This window comes from Bacillus sp. CZDM1 (genome assembly GCF_055502545.1).
Window position 1 is genome coordinate 431,569 of sequence record NZ_JBUESO010000004.1, and the last position, 17,412, is coordinate 448,980.

Below are 17,412 nucleotides of genomic sequence, written 5' to 3' on the forward strand. Positions count from 1 at the left end.
CTAATTGTACTTTCTGTTGTCACATATTTTACTGAAAAAGGAGAGGGTTAAATGACTATTAACGTACCTACGTTAATTTCAATTATTATTTATTTAGCAGCGATGTTGGTTATTGGTATTATAGCAGCAAGAATGACGAAAGATTTGAACGATTATGTACTAGGCGGAAGACGGCTCGGTGCAGGAGTTGCTGCCTTGAGTGCAGGGGCTTCAGATATGAGCGGCTGGTTAATGCTCGGGCTTCCTGGGGCCATGTATATAGGTGGAATGAGCGAAATCTGGCTGCCAATCGGATTATCCGTCGGGGCCTATCTCAATTGGCAATTTGTCGCAAAACCATTACGTGTTTACACGGAAGTATCAAAAGATTCGATAACGGTTCCTGACTTTTTTGAAAATCGATTCCGTGATCAGTCGAAAATTCTTCGTGTCGTTTCTGCCATTGTTATTCTTGTATTCTTTACTTTCTATACGTCTTCTAGTCTTGTAGGTGGAGCAATTTTATTAGAGAATTCCTTTGGAATGGATTATAAATTGGCCTTGTGGGTCGGAGCAGCAGTTATTCTCTCGTATACTCTTTTCGGAGGATTCTTAGCAGCAAGCTGGACAGATTTTATTCAAGGAATCTTAATGTTTTTAGCTTTAATTATCATCCCTATTGTTGCAATTTTTGAACTTGGCGGTTGGGATGAAACTGTCCAAAAAATTGGGAGCATGGATCCAACCCATCTTAATGTATATTCTGGTGCTACCACAATAGGAGTTATTTCTTTATTAGCTTGGGGACTTGGCTACTTTGGCCAGCCACATATACTTGTCCGATTTATGGGATTAAAGTCAACAAAAGACGTTCCAAAAGCACGTTTAATTGGAATGGTTTGGATGATTCTTTCCCTATTCGGAGCAGTATTTGTTGGATTTGCAGGTATAGCCTACTTTGCGGATTCACCTCTTCAAAACGCTGAGACCGTTTTTATCATGTTCTCACAGGTTTTATTTAATCCATGGGTAGCCGGATTTTTACTCGCAGCCATTCTCTCAGCAATCATGAGTACTGTTGACTCACAATTACTCGTTTCTTCTAGTGCATTAGCAAACGATTTTTACAAATCACTTTTCCGAAGAAACGCTTCTAAAAAAGAAGAAATGATTGTTGGCAGAATTGCTGTTCTAGGAATTGCGATTATTGCGATTCTGTTAGGATACGATCCAGAAAGCAAGGTTCTCGAACTTGTAAGTTATGCCTGGGCTGGATTTGGGGCAGCATTTGGACCTGTTATTATTTTAAGTCTCTTCTGGAAAAGCATGACAAGAAATGGTGCTCTCGCTGGGATTATCGTCGGTGCAGTTACCGTTATTGTCTGGTCATCTCTTAAAGGTGGATTATTCGATCTATATGAATTAGCACCTGGGTTCTTATTTAGTAGTCTCGCGATTATTATTTTCAGCCTAATCGACAAAGCTCCTTCTAAGGAGATACAAGAAGAATTTAATAAATATCGCTCTGAGTTAGAGCAAGCTTAATCCTTAAATGACCCCTTGAATTCTCCATTCAGGGGGTTTATTTATTAATTAAATTTCTTTGCAATTTTAGTATGGGTAACATCAATTTTACCTGGTAATACAAAAAGATACTCAATTATATTTTCTAGTAGATCAACTAATAATGAGGTGGTCTCATAATCCATTTCACTTTCTAATTCAAGCATCTTATGTAAGGGTCCATCTGTGGCAAGCAACTGGCTCAGTGATTGAATTGGCTTTGCTAAATCCACATGATTAGGGAGGATTTCTAGTTGTTGTGATAAAGGTTGACCTTTACTTTTTTCTTTAAGAAAGTGTTTCAGGATACTTTCAATTACACGTTTAGACATAACGGCAGTTGCTGAATTTTCTCTTGTTTGATGAACATTAATGGCTGAGCGATAAGCCCTTATAAGATCCTTTGGAATATTAGGCAGACTTTCTATGTGATTAATAAGATGTTTTGACGCTTGGACGTCATATATATAGGTATCTGCATGTTCGCCTTCATCGTGACCATCCTTCGTCATGATGATAAAAACGGTGGATTTTTTACATGAAGGACAACTAGACTCCGTTAACAATCCATTCTTACTGCTCTGGAAGTTAGCATTAATCACAAACTCAATAGTATTTCGACACTCGGGGCACTCACTTTGTATGCTCTTTGGTATTTTAACGTTCCCATATCTAATGTAAGAATTGACGGAGCCAGGATTTATTCTTCTCATACGTTATCCTCCTGATTTTTCCACTTTTGTATAATACAATCTCCCGATTCGGATAAAATTATTACATCCCTAACCGATAGTTTTCCCCTAAATAGAAAAATATCATATGCTAAAAGCATTTTTTATTCAAATTAAATAATTAATAACTTTGATTGTTGACCAAAGGCCTGTAATCCAGGTCTCCTTGTGTTTTGAAATTATTTTTAATCTTGTTGAAATAAGATATACTTTTGGGGATATGCTTTATTCAATTTAGGGATGAATAGAAAAATTAAAGGAGATATAATAAGATGGAATTCTGGGAATCAAGTTTTATAGAAAAAAAAACGATGTGGGGATTTGAACCTTCAGACTCCGCAATCTTGACAAAGGACTTTTTCCTTGAAAGGAATGTTAAAGACATACTGATCCCGGGTATCGGATATGGTAGAAATGCAAAGATTTTTATTGAAAATGGAATAAATGTAACAGGTATTGAGATCTCAAAAACAGCGATTGATTTTGCGAGGCAGAACGGGATTGATAGTAGTATTTTTCATGGTTCAGTAACGGACATGCCTTTTGACAACAAGCTGTATGACGGTATATTTTGCTATGCACTTCTTCACTTATTGAATGGCCGCGCGCGAGAGAAGTTTATTAAAGATTGCTTCAATCAGTTAAAGCCCAATGGATATATGATTTTTACAACGGTTTCAAAAAAAGCCCCCATGTTTGGGAAGGGCAAACAACTGGATAAAGACTATTTCGAGATCACGGAAGGCGTGAAAATGTTTTTTTATGATTCTATCTCTATAAAACAAGATTTCGAAAAATATGGACTGGTAGAGTTTTCAGAAATTGACGAACCAAATAAGGATATGAAAAATAAACCTTCGATCAATTTTATAATGGTAAAATGTAAGAAGGAATTATAAGAAGAAATTGATTTAATAAAATGAGCGACTCTCGAAAATGAGAATCGCTCTTTTCTATATTTTGTAATAATCGAGGAATCATTTTTCTTTTGTTTTGGATTCAATAATTCGTACTAGTTCCTCAATAATATCGTTTAACCTCATCATGCTTGTATCTTTCCTAAGAATATTGGAAGTTTTATAAATCAAAATTTCTTCTTTATCTCTCACAAAAATGCCTCCATTCTTATTAAAATGACAACTCTAATGATTATTAACTCTTTACCTATATATGTAATTTACATATATGTTAACTTATTTTACCCTTGTTTGTAAATTAGATTTGTAATTTTTTCTTTATAAAAAAAACTATAGAATTAAACGACAAAAACTTTCCAATCTTTGTTTTTCGCTAGTAGAATTACTCATAAATACTCACTTATAGGGAGGAACCCTCGCATTTCATAAGAAAGTGACGATGAAAACTCTTCATACCCAAACAGGAAAGAAGGATCGGGTATTGAATAATACATACACATGGTAAATAACCTTGTAACTATTCGGAAAGGTTGTGAGTTTATGAGACTTCTGGATGTACAGCCAAAGAAAAACTTCAGCTACATCTTCGTTCAATTTCCAGGAATGAAAATGAATGTCCCTATGCTCTCCAACAATGAGGGAAAGGTGGTGAATGAAGATGTTGCTTTGTGTGTCCAAATAAACAGCAAAGAAAAGGTTAATAATTTGTACCTAGTACGCACACAGAGTATAAACCCCTTTGACTTCACAGATGAAGAAATTGGAGCTAATGTATTTTTTCGAGTCGTCAAGAAAAAAGAAACCTCTCCAGACTCACCCACGAAAGATTCCGAAGATTTCGTCACGTTTATTACAGATGAAGTGTCTGTTGTCCAAAAGAAAACGGATACAGGATATGACTTCGTCTTAGTTTTAAATAAACGTGAAATTGGAATAGTCGCTTCGATTGAAGAAGAAGTTTTACAAACAGAAAAAGTACCAGTGATACTTTATGAAGAGTTGGAAGAAAGTGTCAAAGTTGAAACAGTTAAAAAGGTAAATATGATTGTCTTCGGAAGGAGGGCCAAAAAGAAGATATTCTTTGGAGGCCATGTCTTTCAAGATACTGAAGTTATAGATCCAATTCGAATGTTTTTTGAGGGCGTTAAAAGAAAAGTTATTGTATTCTCCCCTGCCGCATTAGACTTTATCGGTCCAGGTGATTGTAACCAACCCATTTTTATCATGAAGGGAGGCTAAAAGCGTTATCTAAAAAGGAAAAGACAATTTCATACTAATATACAAATCGAAACATAAGGATTATAAGGATAATCCTTCTCGATTGAATAGATATGAAAAATATTAAGGAAAGGAATAAACATTAAAGGAGAATGAAGGAAATTTATATATATTAAAAAGACTTAACCATGGGGTTAAGTCTTTTTTATTTAATGTTTCATTCCTATTAAACCTACGTTTTCACCATTTGACTTACATTTATTAAGCAGGAATAGTAATGATAAACGTAGTTCCTTTCCCTATTTCACTCTGTACTTCAATCTTTCCATTTATTTTATTGATGGTACTATAGACCATCAACATGCCAAGACCTGTTCCTTCATTTTTTGTAGAGTAATAGGGTCTTCCTAATTGAAACACTTCTTCCTTTGCCATGCCGACCCCAGTATCTTTGATTCTTATCATAATGTCATTCTTATGTTCCGATACATTGATAGAAAGGACCCCGCCATGTCCCATCATTGATTCAATCCCATTTTTATATAAATTCATTAAGCATTGTTGCATCTGATTTTTATCATACTGAATATTTAATGTGTTAGTAAATTTATATTGGATATCAACCTGATGCATATTGGCAAATGGAGTAATTATGTCTTTAACATATTCTGTTTCCTTTTCGAGATTAGAAAAAATCATATTTTCGCTTTGAGGTTTAGCAAATGCTAGAAAATCGCTTACAATTCTTTCAGCACGTTTTAATTCTACTAATGAAAAATCAATATACTTTTTCTCTTCTAGCGTAATGTTCTGAGAATTATTTAGAAGCTGTAGGAATCCATTTGTAACTGTAAGTGGATTTCTAATTTCATGGGCAACACTAGCTGATAATTCGCTGATTATATTAAATTTTTCAGACTGTTGAGTTGATTCACGCCTCTTAATATTAGCAAGTATTTGCTCTATTAAAATCATGATGATGAACATGACGACAGCAAAGGTAATTAAAGCGTTGATGGTTAATGTCCAGAATTCCCTATTCAATACTGGCATTAATGTACCCAAAATTGTAAGGTACAGGAGCACCGTCAGAATAGAGACAACTACAGCACTCCAGATTCGTTTCTTTGTACTTTGGTTCATAAACCATTTATGTAATAGTGGTACTATTATAAAAATAACAGAAGCGAAAATAAACGAATGAATAGTTCCTTCCCCACCTACTAAAAACCGATACGTGTTTAAGACAATAAATAGTGGGAACGTAAACTTAAATCCTCCAAAAAGAGCAATAATTAGGAAAGGGATATAGCGTAAATCAAAAATAAAGCCGATTTCTAATCTAATAGGAAATGCCATACATAAAACCATGGAAATAGATGAAAGGAGTGTAAGAAAGTATTGATTATATGTATGGAATCTACTTTCAAAGAATATTAAAAAAGTTAAAACTGGAAATAGTAGAAAAAGGAAATTTAAAAGCAATGATTCTATCAAGGTGAAACTCCTTTCGTTAGAGTTGTAGACTAAAAAATTACATATAAAATATTATTTTACTACAGTATTGGAAATTTATACATCTGTTTTTCTTTCATAACCAATTTCTTTTTTCATTGACATTCGATTTGTTTTCATATATGATGACAAAAGTAAATTGAATAACAAAAATCATTTGTTTGTGGACTTTTCTAGAGAATTCTCTATTTTCGCCACACAGCTTCTATATAGCTGTGTGGCTTTTTTGTTTGTTTTTTTAGAATGAAAGGGGTAAAAAACATGAAAACTTGGCAATACGCACTAATTGTTTTAATAGGAGGCTGCTGCTACGGAGCATTATCAACTTTTGTAAAGCTAGCTTATTCCGCTGGTTTTACTAGTTCTCAGGTCACTGGAAGTCAATTCTTAATGGGGACTCTTTTAATCTGGATAGCAGCTCTTTTTACGAAGAAGAAAAAACTGACACTTCCGAAAATAGGCAAATTACTTATATCAGGAATTCCACTTGGTTTAACCAGTCTATTTTATTACCAATCACTGCAATCACTTAACGCTTCGCTTGCGATTATCTTTTTATTTCAATTCGTCTGGATTGGCAGTTTATTCGAGTGGATTTTTTTTAAAAAGGCACCAACGCTTGGAAAAGTTGTTTCCATCGGTATTCTAATTATTGGTTCGATTTTTGCATCTGGAATTATTGGAGTTGGCATCGGAGATATTACTTGGCAAGGAACTGGATGGGGAATGCTTTCCGCTTTGACCTATACCACATTTATCTTTGTTAGCAGTTCTATTGAAAAAGATACACCAGTGGTGCAAAAGAGTGCTCTATTCACCACCGGGGGCTTAATTACTGTTTTTATTCTTAGTCCGCCAACAGGGTTATTCGAAATACCAGTTTTATTGGAAATTGCACCGTACGGTTTGTATCTTGGCCTATTAGGGGTAGTCTTGCCCCCAATTTTATTTACCATCGGGATGCCGCATGTTGGACCAGGTCTTGGGACCATTTTAACGTCCTCTGAACTCCCAATAGCTGTTATATTATCCTCGATAGTCTTATCAGAACATGTTAGTATGTCCCAATGGCTTGGTGTTGTTTTAATATTGGGTGGAATTGTAGCAGGAAATCTGAAGATCTCTCATACTAAAAAGAAGTCTACATCTTTGGATTTGGAATCTGCCTCTTAAGATTAGCAGTCCAGGTGTAGAGGTCACAAAAAAAGAAGTGCCAGGAACCTTCCAGAAATTTTGGGGTGCCTGGCACCTTTTTTATTGGAAGTGAGTGTGATTCCGATTATTGTGTAATGCAGTTGGAACATATTACTCATTAATATTTAGAGTTTTCTATATTAATATAGTACTAATGACTTCATTTATAGTTTTAAAGGTTCATACTACTTTGAGGAGGCATTTATGCTGAAAAAAATAATCTCGACTATCGTTTCCTTCTCCATACTGTTAACTGGTATTTTTACCGTTTCTAACATAACCCCACATGAAGTGAGTGCGTCCTCCTATAATGAGCTGGCAGATCGTCCTTTTATGGGCTGGAGCAGCTGGAGCTCGATTCGTAGAAAGCCGACAGAGAAAAAAATCAAAGCGGCCGCTGATGTTTTGGCAGCGAAGTTTAAATCCCATGGGTATCACTATGTAAACCTTGATGATTATTATATGTTGGATTGGAGGACTACCGTTGATGAATATGGCAGGTGGGCGGTAGACCCTAAGAAATTTCCAAATGGTATGAAAGCACTTGGGGACTATATCCATAATAAAGGGTTGAAGTTCGGCCACTACGTTACCCTTGGTATTCCAAAGGCGGCGGTAGATCAAAATACCCCGATTGAAGGAACACGTTACCATGCAAAAGATATTGTGGATCTTAGCAAAGGCGAAAAGAAAAATTTTAATTTTGAAAAAATGTATGCCATTGATTATTCAAAGCCCGGTGCGCAGGAATATATTGATTCTTGGGCTAGGCTGTTTGCTTCTTATGGGATAGATTACCTTAAAATTGACGGTGTTCGAAATCAGGATATCGCAGACGTAGAGGCATGGGCAAAGGCACTGAAAAAAACTGGCAGACCGATCCATGTGGAGTTGTCTAATAACCTCGATATCAAACACATTGATACTTGGCGAAACTTATCCAATGGCTGGCGGACCGATCATGATGTAGAAGCCTATGGGACGCCTAACCTTGTCTCTTGGAAAAAGATATCGAGAAGATTTGATGATGCCGCAGAATGGCAGCAGCATGCTCAGCCAGGCGGCTGGAATGACTTTGATTCATTAAATGTCGCAAACGGTAGTAAGGATGGTATTACGAATGATGAAAAACGTTCTTACGTATCACTATGGGCAATTGCCGCATCTCAGTTCGTAATAGGAAATGACCTGACAAATCTGGATGATTATGGGGTTAACCTTTTAACAAATGACGAGATAATTGGAGTAAACCAAAGTGGCTCAGCAGGAAAACGTTTATACAAAAAAACTGACTCTCAAGTATTCTATCAAACCCTTCCAGACGGTTCGTATAATATAGCACTCTTTAATACCAGCACTTCAACACAAGATGTAAGCGTCAAATGGGAAGATTTAGGGATTGCGGGCTCAGCTTTCGTGCGTGATTTGTGGAGCCATCAAGATTTAGGAAGCATGGAAAAAGGTTTTACAGCAAACCTTCCAACGCATGCTTCTAGTATGATTCACGTAGTTCCGGCTTCGTCCCTAATTGTTTCGCCGAAAAGCGGTGCAATTGATGTTAATCCTACCAATGTGACGTTCAAATGGGGCTCCCAATCTGGTGCGGAAAGTTATCATGTACAGATGGCAACAGATTCAAGCATGAAAAATATTATCTATGATCAAACTGTTTCTATCCCAACTGTTAATGTAAAGGAACTTGATAAGGATACACGTTACTATTGGAGGGTATCGTTTGTATCAGGCGGTAAGGAAACTCAGGTCGGCACCTATTCCTTTCATACTGAAGTAACAACTGCTCCTGCCAAACCAAGTGGAATAATGGCAAATAGAAATAATAAAGATTCAGTTTCACTTGCCTGGAATCCGTCATTTGGTGCGACCTCCTATACAGTCTACCGGAAGGAGATTAATGGTTTTGGGGTGAGCAGTGATTACACGCCTATCGCCGAAAATCTAACGTCGCCAACCTTTCTGGATAAAAGTGCTAAACACCATATTGGCAGCACGTATTCGTATATCGTAAGTGCAAACAATACAATTGGCGAAAGCACAAAGTCCTTTGAGACCAATACGGATCAACAATCCCCTGCTCAGGTAGCAGCACTTATTGTGTTTTTATCTCTAATAATCATTTCAAAAATCTTTACTTTAGCTAGGGAAAGATTTAAAGGTTCAAAATCTAGTATACCGCAAAGGACCGTTGCTTAGAAAAATCTAAGGGGGAGTCATCTTTAACTCCCCTTCCCCTTACCGTTTTAATGACCTCACTAAACTAATCCTCTTTTCACCTACCCTTTTTATTGTCTCGTATTCTTGGTATTTAGTATTCTTTTTTTGAGAATACAGTGCATTTATTGATGTTCTAATACTGGAACAATAACCACAATTTGTACATTTACCATCCTCGAACATTCTTAATGCCATACAATCCGGACATTTATGAATATCCACCGAAATCCCCCCACTATCCCATTGTTAATTAATAAATAATATGTTGGGGGAAGGAGATATATAAATAATTCCTAAATTGTTTTAACCGTTCTTTTGGTAGCGTTCTGCAACAAATACCATATCTCTTAAAAACATTGACCATAAGTTAGGGCGACGCCTTACTGCTAGTGGATGGTAAGCAACAGCAGTCTGATATCCATCAACATTGTGCCAAGTACCTCGCATGTTCTTAACCTCGGCTTCAGGGTCTTGAAAAAAGGATTGGACGGCAACATTTCCTAAACATAAAATAAGCTTGGGTTTTTTATGTTGTAATTGTTGTTCTAAATGAAACATACAGGTTTGGCGCACCTGATCTTTATCATAAGCACGCACTGGTCTTCTTTTTAGGATAATAGTTACGTAGAGGTCTTCAATTTTCAAGCCAACTTCACTGGCTGCTTGTTGTAATGTATGTCGAGTTCCGCAGACAATATGATTCCCTTCCCGGTCTTCTCTGGCTCCCGGGTTATCTAATATAACCATAATTGGTGCATCTGGATTCCCTTCTCCCCAGACCATACGTGTTCCGTGATGATAAAGACCACATTCACGGCAATCTTTAAAAGTTTCAGGGGTGGGTTCTTCCGGCCATAATTCCGAACAAAAATCAGTCATAGCATCCATCTCCTGGTACTGAATTTCGTTAATTAAGATAATAATGACAGTATTTTTTATTCTTTCCAATAATCAATCATGTACTCAACTTGTTTATTAGCTACTATATTTGCTGCATAATATACAATTTCTTTATATCTCATTTCTCGTATAGGATTATTTGTAACATTATGCATATCTCTCATAACTGCTATATCTGGCAAGGTAAATGCCACTAAAATAATAGACTTTTTTCCATTAATACCCCATGTACCTTTCGTTCCTAAAACTAGAGGCAAGGGTTTATCACGATTCTTAAGATAATTATAAACCCACTCTTGTTCACTCAGATTCTTTTTGTCCAAACGTAGTCCTCACCTTTTATTGTGTTCATCAAGAATTTAATTCCTGACCTTTTGTGTTAAAAAAACAGCCAATTTAAATTGGCTGCTTCCTTAACGATCAAGACCCTTTTTATTCTTACCCACATTATCATTTGGTGAGTCACCAGTACCATTTTTACTTTTGCTATTAGGTGTTCCATAAATTTGATTATCCGCTGTTACCTTTGCTCCTGTTTTAAAATTATCCTTAGTCTTCATTCTGTCATCTCCTTTAGTAAATCAGTTTTATTATCTATATAGTGTAAAAGAAATATACTTAAGAAATTTATCTAAAATTTGGGGAATCTTAATAGTGGAGGTTATGAAAATGATTGTATACCATGGGTCTATAAAAAAATTTCAAACTTTTAATGAAGAAACCGTAGTTCAAAATTTAGGTAACGATATCAATACTATTGGATTTTGGTTTACTTCGAATTTCGATACAGCAAAACCTTTTGCAATGGGTTCTGAGACGGTGATTGAAAAATCAAAGAGCGAGTTCTGGGAGAATGAAGAACCAAAGGTAATTCAATATGAAAGACCCGTTAGCGGCTATATTTATAAAGTGTATATAGATGAACCAAATTTAAAAATTTACGAATCTAATACAGAGGAATCATTTGATTTGTTCATGAAAGAACGTGACGTATTTTGTGATTATTTAGGCGCCAAAAAAAGAGACGTTACCTGGAAAAATGATGCTATTCTATTAAATAAAGAAGAAGCCAATACAAAATTTCGTAAGAGCCTTATAAAACAGGGCTATGAAGGCTTATTAATACGAAAGGCTCTGATACATAGTATGATTACAGATTTGTATTGCATTTTTCAGGAGGAATCTCTACTTATAACAGAAGTCCTTCCTTTAGAGTTTAAACAATAGACACAAAAAAATGTTCAGGAGATTATCCCTGAACACACCTTAACTGTAATAAAGTTTTTCATTCCTTAAGTCGAGGTTTAGCAGGATCACAATTGGGCGGATCAATATTTGCCGATTCTGCTAATTTCATTAGATAATAACATTCTTCCCGATACATATGATCAGCCATTAACGGTGCAAAGGTTCCCAATGCTTGGTTACTTAGTTCTAATTCTTCTAGTTCCGTTAAAAAATTTTGGAATAACTTAATTTCTAATTGAGCATCATTCGTCATTTTTGTTAAAGCTGGAAAGTTCGTCAAATTGGTTCTTAAATATCCTGCCAGCTCTACTGCCTTTAGATAAAAACCTTCAAAATCCTTCTTAAATGTCTTGCTTTTCTTTTTTAATTTCTTTTCTACACCATCTAAATTTAAATATATAGCGTCTGAATGACCTGCTGCGTCTAATATCCAAAGTAGGTGATGATGAAGTTCATGGTAAACGGGAGGGACTTTCCCCTCTTTCAAATGATTTAAAATCCTTAAATATTCCTCTAATTCATTTACCATGTGATTAATAAAAGTAGGTGAAAGGTGAATTTTGATTTTTCCGACGAGGTGTTTTCGTATTAATTCTAATTTGAATTCCCGTAATTTTAGTACCTCTGGTTCTACTTGTGCTGTTAGTTGTTTCAGTGGTGAGGATTTTGCGCGTTCTAGAAGTGTATCAAATATGTTAATAAAATTTGTAGCCTGCTCAATCTCAACTTTTTGAATTGGCGCAAGAGCTTCAAAAATAAACCTAGAATGATCACCTAATATTTGAAGCCAAAAACGGTGTTCAAATCTGGCTGACCTTTCAAAAACTTCGTTCATGTCCATTCCTCCTAGGAAAAAAATACCCACACTAATTTGATATTTATTCTCCTATAGAACTTCTTATGAACATCGGTTCTTGGGATAAGTGAATAACTAGCGGAGCTATAACTACTTGCATTAACAATTTCGGGAAAATATACAGGAAATGAAGAGACAAATGGAGAATTACTTTCATATTAATCATTAGGAGTTTTGTAAAGATGGAAAAAATAGCTATTATTTCAGACATTCATGGAAATATCCCTGCGTTAGAATCGGTACTAGCTGATATAGATTCTAGAAACATTAAGCGAATTTTTTGCTTAGGTGATTTAGTTGGAAAAGGACCACAATCAAGCATGGCAGTCCAAATAATCCAAAAGCGTTGTGAAAAAGTGGTTAGGGGTAATTGGGATGATTTCTTTCCTAAACCCCAGGAATCCAAAACAATCAAATGGCATCAAAACCAATTAACGAAAATACAAATGAATGAATTGGGAAAACTACCGTTTTCAGTAGAGTTTATGATGAGCGGTAAACTAGTCAGAATGTTTCATGCTTCACCGCGGAGTGTTTATGAAAGAATACAACCTTGGGATTCTCTTGATCGTCGCTTAAGTATGTTTGAGAACACAGAACTCACAAAAAATATGGCCGGAAAAAGAGAGCCTGATGTTGTTTTATATGGAGATATTCATAATGCCTATCAGCAAAATATTAAAGGTAAAACCTTATGTAACGTGGGCAGCGTAGGGAATCCTCTTGATCTCACTCAGGCATCCTATGCTATTCTCGAGGGAGAATATAACCAAAGTGGAAATGGAGTCTTTTCGATTCAGCTTGTTCGAGTTCCATATGATATCGAAGCATCCATACAAATAGCCCAAGAAATGGAAATGCCCGAGCTTGGAGAATATATTCAAGAATTAAAAACAGCAAAATATCGAGGAATAAAAAAGTAGAGATTTTAGTGAAGACCATTTTAAAGGTATTCTTTTAGGTCCAATCCTAAATCAAATATCACATTAAAGACATTTCATTTTCCGCAGAAGCAAATTCTGCTTATGTTTCAGGCGTTCAAGGAGTCTCCCAGCACAAAACATGCTTTTAGAGTCTCCAATCGGCCATATTTATAAATTACGTTACCTGATTTTCCATACTAACACGCAATAGTAGTATTTCAACAAATTTCCTGCAACGTTTTATATCCTGTTCCTGTGGCAAAAGTTCAACCTTTAAGGTAGCAGCTAAGTTCGTGTGAACATAAAGCATGTCTCGAAATTGATCAACCGCTCCACAAAACATTGGATAAAAGCTATCTCCTGTTCCAAAAACGGCAGTCGTAATGTCTTTTCTCTTAATTGATTCAAACGCTTGATAGAGCTGCCTCATTTCCATTGGGATTTCACCATTTCCCCATGTGTACGTTCCTATGACAACTGCCTTATATTGGCTTAAGTCTTCCAATGAAAACTCATTTATACTATAAATTGATATATTGACTGACATCCCTAGCAAGATTTGATAAAGTTCTTCAGCTAATTCTTTTGTGTTTCCGGATACGGACGCATAAATAATAACAACGGATATTTTACAGTTCTTCAAATCCATTGGACTGCGAGACCTTTGAATAGGTTCTGGACTTTTGTTCAAAGAAATCCGATTTTGTCTCATTCATCATTTCATCCCCAAAAATTTGAATCCACGGCATCGGATTGTTTCTTTCTTTATAAAGATTTTTCAAGCCAAGCTGTTTCAACCGCTTATTTGCCAAATATTCTACATACCACTCGAATTCTACTAAATCAATCCCTTTTATGTCAGATAAAATGTATTGAGCCCACTCTTTTTCTAGTGCAACAGCCTCATTAATCGTTTCATAGACATAGTGGATATTTTCATCCGTATGAAGTTCAGGGTTTTCAGTTAGAAGAATCCGAATAAATTGAGAAATAAAATAGGCATGCTGCATTTCATCTCGTTGAATATAACTAATCATCGTACTTGTTTTCAGCATTTTTTGCTGACGTGCTAAATGGTAGAAAAAAGCAAAACCGGCGTAAAAGAAAATCCCCTCTAGATTGATGGAGTTTACACTTAACTTAAATAACGATTGTGACGTTGGATTTTGTCTAAATTCCTCATATGAGTCTAAAATTAATTGATTTCGTTTTAGGACAATGTGATCACTTTTCGCTTGATTAAATCGATGATTTTGTTCACCTATCGGTATAAGTGAGCTAAGTATATAAGAATATGACTCATTATGAACGGCTTCTTGTTGTGAAATAACCGCAAAGATCGCTTTGAAACTAGAGTCCGTCACATAATCCATAACTTGACTCATGGTTGGTGTTTGCAAGCTATCAAGTGAAGCAAGCTGCGTATTAATACGTAAAAACACATCCTTTTCATGATTACTAAGGGATTCCCATTGTTTTATATCATCCTGCATATTAATTTCTTGCGGTTTCCAAAAGTTCGATAATAGAGTTTGATATAAGTCGTACATTTTCGGATAGGCAATATCATTCCAATTAAGAATACCTGAAGACTCACCATTTATGATCCTAGTGGATTTGTTTGGAAAATCTGGATTTAGTAATTTTATTTTGGTTAATGGTGTATGTATCATCAAATAAAAACCTCCTCGATCGTTTCTTTTAACTTTGACATGCTTCACATTCTTCTATCTCAGTTTGCGATGTGCTTCTTACGTAATAGGTTGTTTTTAATCCCTGCTTCCACGCTTGCATATGAAGATTTAATAACTCTATTGCTTTAATATCATGACGAACATAGAGATTAAAGCTAATCGATTGGTCAATATGGCGCTGCCTGGCTGCGTTTTGCAAAATACTCCAATTCTGATCCAGAACATGCCTGGTACGTCGATAAAAGTTGTAACTGTTATGGTCTAAATCAGGTGCGGTGACTTTAAACTTGAAATTTTTCTTCTCCTCTGCGTATTCAACTGCATATAAAGGATCGATCCCATCTGTTGAACCACCAATCTTTGCAGTGGATGAGTTTGGGGCGATCGCCATCATCCAGCCATTTCGAACCCCATACTTTGAAATATCCTCCATCAATTGGTTCCATCGGTCTGATTCATACCCTTTCCGTTCAAAGTACTCGCCTGATTGCCATTCTGAACCTTCAAACTTCTTATAGGCACCCTTTTCCTTAGCTAATTCCATAGATGAACGAATCGTAAGATAAGCAATTTCCTTATATAGTTGATCAGCAAATTTAACAGCCCTTTCGGATTCCCAAAAAATCCCCTCTAATGCGAGAAGGTGATGCCAGCCAAACGTACCTAACCCCACTGGACGATATTGCTTATTTGTCACCTCGGCTTGTCCGACAGCAATGGTATTCAGATCAATAACATTATCTAACATTCTCATTTGAATAGGGATTAATCTTTCTAATACATTGGCTTTTACAGATTTCGGCAGATTAATAGATGATAGATTGCAGACAACAAAGTCTCCAGGTTTTCGAACTATGACAATATTTCCTTCTTCATCCTTAAATTCTTTAATAATGGTAGTGGCAGACATATTCTGGGTTATCTCGGTACACAAATTACTGCAAAAAATCGATGTACGTCCCTTTCCTCTTACATGTTTGTTGGGATTTTGACGATTTACTTCATCGCGATAAAACATATATGGAGTACCTGTTTCTAATTGAGAAATCATAATCCTTGCCATAATATCCATAGCTCGATAGGTTTTCCGAGGAAGTAGAGGATGGTTGACCGCTTCTTCATACTTTTCAGTAAAAAACTTTATATCGCACTCATCATAAAAATCTTCCAAACCGAGGGGATTTCCTTCTTGATCCTTCCAACCCATCATTTGTTTTACTTGATGCGGACAAAAGGTATGCCATTCTCCAACACTTCTGCCGTTTTCATCAACTTCTTCTAACTTTTTCATAAACAAGTCTGGTATCGAAACACCTGTAAAAATATCATGAGCCTTACGTCTTTCGTCCCCGTTGTTTGTTTTTAAGTCTAAAAAGCCGTTCATAATATCTTTGTGAAATACATCTAAATAAACGGCAATCGCCCCTTGCCTTTGTCCCAATTGGTCAACACTCACAGCCGTATCATTAATAAGACGAATCCAAGGTACCACCCCAGAGGAATTACCTTTAAATTTCTTTATATCTGAACCTAAGGCACGTACCTTGCCTAGATAAACGCCTAGACCGCCACCGTCCTTACTTAATCTAGCAATATCCCAATTGTTCAAATAAATTCCATCTAATGAATCTTCTACTGTATCAATAAAACAGGAAGAGAGCTGGCCAAAACTTTTCCCAGCATTTGATAGTGTTGGTGTAGCAACGGTCATGTACAAGTTGCTTAGTGCCCAGTATGCTTCTTTAACATAGGTTAATCTGATTGCCTTTTGTTCCTTTCTCATTAATGTCATGGCGATAATCATAAACCGTTCTTGAGGCAATTCGTATAGGTTTCCTTCGTAATCTTTTGCTAAGTAACGATCTGCTAGTAAAAACAACCCTATATAATTAAACAAATAATCCCGTTCTGACGATATTTCTGCTCCTAATATTTCAATCTCTTCTTTTGTGTAATCTTGTAATAGATCCTTAGAGTAGATTCCTATTCTAGTTAATTCAGCAATCAGAATGTAAAAATCTCCGTATTTTTTTTCCGACTTATCCCCCCTGCTTTTTGACGCATTCTGATAAAGTTCCTGTAAATACAGATTTGCTGCAAGAAAGGTCCAATTTGGGTCGGTCATTGAGATTTGATTTAATGCATAAAGAAGTGAGTGTTCATAAATTGAAGACTCTTCAAGATTATCAATCTTTTCAAATAATTCAGCTGTATCCAGATTATATTTTTCAGATACTCTTTTCACTGCTGCAAAAACTGTATCTTTTTCTGAATAAACACGATTTACTGCCATAGCCATTCCTCTTTTCTATCGAATTGACTTCGAGAGTGAAACAACAAAAAACCCATCAATGAAGATGGGTTCATAACGTGGAATAATCTATCATACAGTACTTAGTCACTGTAATAGTAGGCATACCCTCGTTATATCCTCCCAACTCC

At 35.9% G+C, this 17,412-nt stretch carries 17 protein-coding genes; 7 read left to right on the forward strand and 10 right to left on the reverse strand.

Annotated features, from left to right (window positions below):
- Positions 1-51 precede the first annotated feature (51 nt).
- Positions 52-1,524, forward strand: a complete 1,473-nt coding sequence (gene putP, locus ACY3XC_RS12335; protein WP_464868794.1) for a sodium/proline symporter PutP — start codon at positions 52-54, stop codon at positions 1,522-1,524.
- A 44-nt stretch (positions 1,525-1,568) separates the two neighbouring features.
- Here the strand turns inward: putP and ACY3XC_RS12340 are convergent, their stop codons facing one another.
- The gene (locus ACY3XC_RS12340) at positions 1,569-2,255 is read right to left on the reverse strand and encodes a hypothetical protein (RefSeq protein ID WP_464868795.1); all 687 of its coding nucleotides are present in this window, start codon (positions 2,253-2,255) and stop codon (positions 1,569-1,571) included.
- Positions 2,256-2,545: 290 nt separating this feature from the next.
- On the opposite strand from ACY3XC_RS12340, the gene ACY3XC_RS12345 reads away from it, so the two are divergent.
- Positions 2,546-3,172: a class I SAM-dependent methyltransferase gene (locus tag ACY3XC_RS12345; RefSeq protein ID WP_464868796.1), complete on the forward strand. Its 627-nt coding sequence runs from the start codon at positions 2,546-2,548 to the stop codon at positions 3,170-3,172.
- Between the two features lie 78 nt (positions 3,173-3,250).
- On the opposite strand, the gene ACY3XC_RS12350 is transcribed toward ACY3XC_RS12345, so the two are convergent.
- The gene (locus ACY3XC_RS12350) at positions 3,251-3,382 is read right to left on the reverse strand and encodes a hypothetical protein (protein WP_464868797.1); all 132 of its coding nucleotides are present in this window, start codon (positions 3,380-3,382) and stop codon (positions 3,251-3,253) included.
- A gap of 348 nt (positions 3,383-3,730) precedes the next feature.
- On the opposite strand from ACY3XC_RS12350, the gene ACY3XC_RS12355 reads away from it, so the two are divergent.
- Positions 3,731-4,429 (forward strand): hypothetical protein, encoded by a 699-nt coding sequence (locus tag ACY3XC_RS12355; RefSeq protein ID WP_464868798.1) that lies wholly within the window; start codon positions 3,731-3,733, stop codon positions 4,427-4,429.
- A gap of 240 nt (positions 4,430-4,669) precedes the next feature.
- Here the strand turns inward: ACY3XC_RS12355 and ACY3XC_RS12360 are convergent, their stop codons facing one another.
- Positions 4,670-5,905, reverse strand: a complete 1,236-nt coding sequence (locus tag ACY3XC_RS12360) for an ATP-binding protein (protein ID WP_464868799.1) — start codon at positions 5,903-5,905, stop codon at positions 4,670-4,672.
- A gap of 279 nt (positions 5,906-6,184) precedes the next feature.
- Here ACY3XC_RS12360 and ACY3XC_RS12365 point away from each other — a divergent pair, with 279 nt between their 5' ends.
- Together ACY3XC_RS12365 and ACY3XC_RS12370 are read left to right on the forward strand one after the other, a co-directional pair.
- On the forward strand, positions 6,185-7,096 hold the full coding sequence (locus ACY3XC_RS12365) for a DMT family transporter (RefSeq protein ID WP_464868800.1): 912 nt from the start codon (positions 6,185-6,187) through the stop codon (positions 7,094-7,096).
- A gap of 225 nt (positions 7,097-7,321) precedes the next feature.
- Complete coding sequence (locus ACY3XC_RS12370; RefSeq protein ID WP_464868801.1) at positions 7,322-9,328, forward strand: alpha-galactosidase; 2,007 nt, start codon at positions 7,322-7,324, stop codon at positions 9,326-9,328.
- Between the two features lie 324 nt (positions 9,329-9,652).
- Here the strand turns inward: ACY3XC_RS12370 and ACY3XC_RS12375 are convergent, their stop codons facing one another.
- From ACY3XC_RS12375 to ACY3XC_RS12385, 3 genes are all read right to left on the reverse strand, one after another.
- On the reverse strand, positions 9,653-10,228 hold the full coding sequence (locus ACY3XC_RS12375) for a uracil-DNA glycosylase (RefSeq protein ID WP_464868802.1): 576 nt from the start codon (positions 10,226-10,228) through the stop codon (positions 9,653-9,655).
- A 56-nt stretch (positions 10,229-10,284) separates the two neighbouring features.
- Positions 10,285-10,572: a hypothetical protein gene (locus tag ACY3XC_RS12380; protein WP_464868803.1), complete on the reverse strand. Its 288-nt coding sequence runs from the start codon at positions 10,570-10,572 to the stop codon at positions 10,285-10,287.
- A gap of 90 nt (positions 10,573-10,662) precedes the next feature.
- Positions 10,663-10,809 carry a hypothetical protein gene (locus tag ACY3XC_RS12385; RefSeq protein ID WP_464868804.1) on the reverse strand — a complete coding sequence of 49 codons (147 nt, stop codon included), beginning with the start codon at positions 10,807-10,809 and terminating at the stop codon, positions 10,663-10,665.
- A gap of 109 nt (positions 10,810-10,918) precedes the next feature.
- On the opposite strand from ACY3XC_RS12385, the gene ACY3XC_RS12390 reads away from it, so the two are divergent.
- Positions 10,919-11,476 carry a hypothetical protein gene (locus tag ACY3XC_RS12390; RefSeq protein WP_464868805.1) on the forward strand — a complete coding sequence of 186 codons (558 nt, stop codon included), beginning with the start codon at positions 10,919-10,921 and terminating at the stop codon, positions 11,474-11,476.
- Positions 11,477-11,534: 58 nt separating this feature from the next.
- Here ACY3XC_RS12390 and ACY3XC_RS12395 read toward each other — a convergent pair whose 3' ends face one another.
- The gene (locus tag ACY3XC_RS12395) at positions 11,535-12,332 is read right to left on the reverse strand and encodes a DUF2935 domain-containing protein (RefSeq protein ID WP_464868806.1); all 798 of its coding nucleotides are present in this window, start codon (positions 12,330-12,332) and stop codon (positions 11,535-11,537) included.
- Between the two features lie 203 nt (positions 12,333-12,535).
- Here ACY3XC_RS12395 and ACY3XC_RS12400 point away from each other — a divergent pair, with 203 nt between their 5' ends.
- Positions 12,536-13,276 (forward strand): metallophosphoesterase family protein, encoded by a 741-nt coding sequence (locus ACY3XC_RS12400; RefSeq protein ID WP_464868807.1) that lies wholly within the window; start codon positions 12,536-12,538, stop codon positions 13,274-13,276.
- Positions 13,277-13,451: 175 nt separating this feature from the next.
- Here the strand turns inward: ACY3XC_RS12400 and ACY3XC_RS12405 are convergent, their stop codons facing one another.
- The 3 genes from ACY3XC_RS12405 to ACY3XC_RS12415 are packed head-to-tail and all read right to left on the reverse strand — an operon-like array spanning position 13,452 to position 17,263.
- Positions 13,452-13,925, reverse strand: coding sequence for a flavodoxin domain-containing protein (locus tag ACY3XC_RS12405; protein WP_464868808.1), 474 nt, complete (start codon positions 13,923-13,925; stop codon positions 13,452-13,454).
- On the reverse strand, positions 13,906-14,949 hold the full coding sequence (locus tag ACY3XC_RS12410) for a ribonucleotide-diphosphate reductase subunit beta (protein WP_464868874.1): 1,044 nt from the start codon (positions 14,947-14,949) through the stop codon (positions 13,906-13,908). The genes ACY3XC_RS12405 and ACY3XC_RS12410 overlap by 20 nt, the downstream gene beginning before the upstream one ends.
- Positions 14,950-14,977: 28 nt before the next feature.
- On the reverse strand, positions 14,978-17,263 hold the full coding sequence (locus ACY3XC_RS12415) for a ribonucleoside-diphosphate reductase subunit alpha (protein WP_464868809.1): 2,286 nt from the start codon (positions 17,261-17,263) through the stop codon (positions 14,978-14,980).
- Between the last annotated feature and the right edge of the window lie 149 nt (positions 17,264-17,412).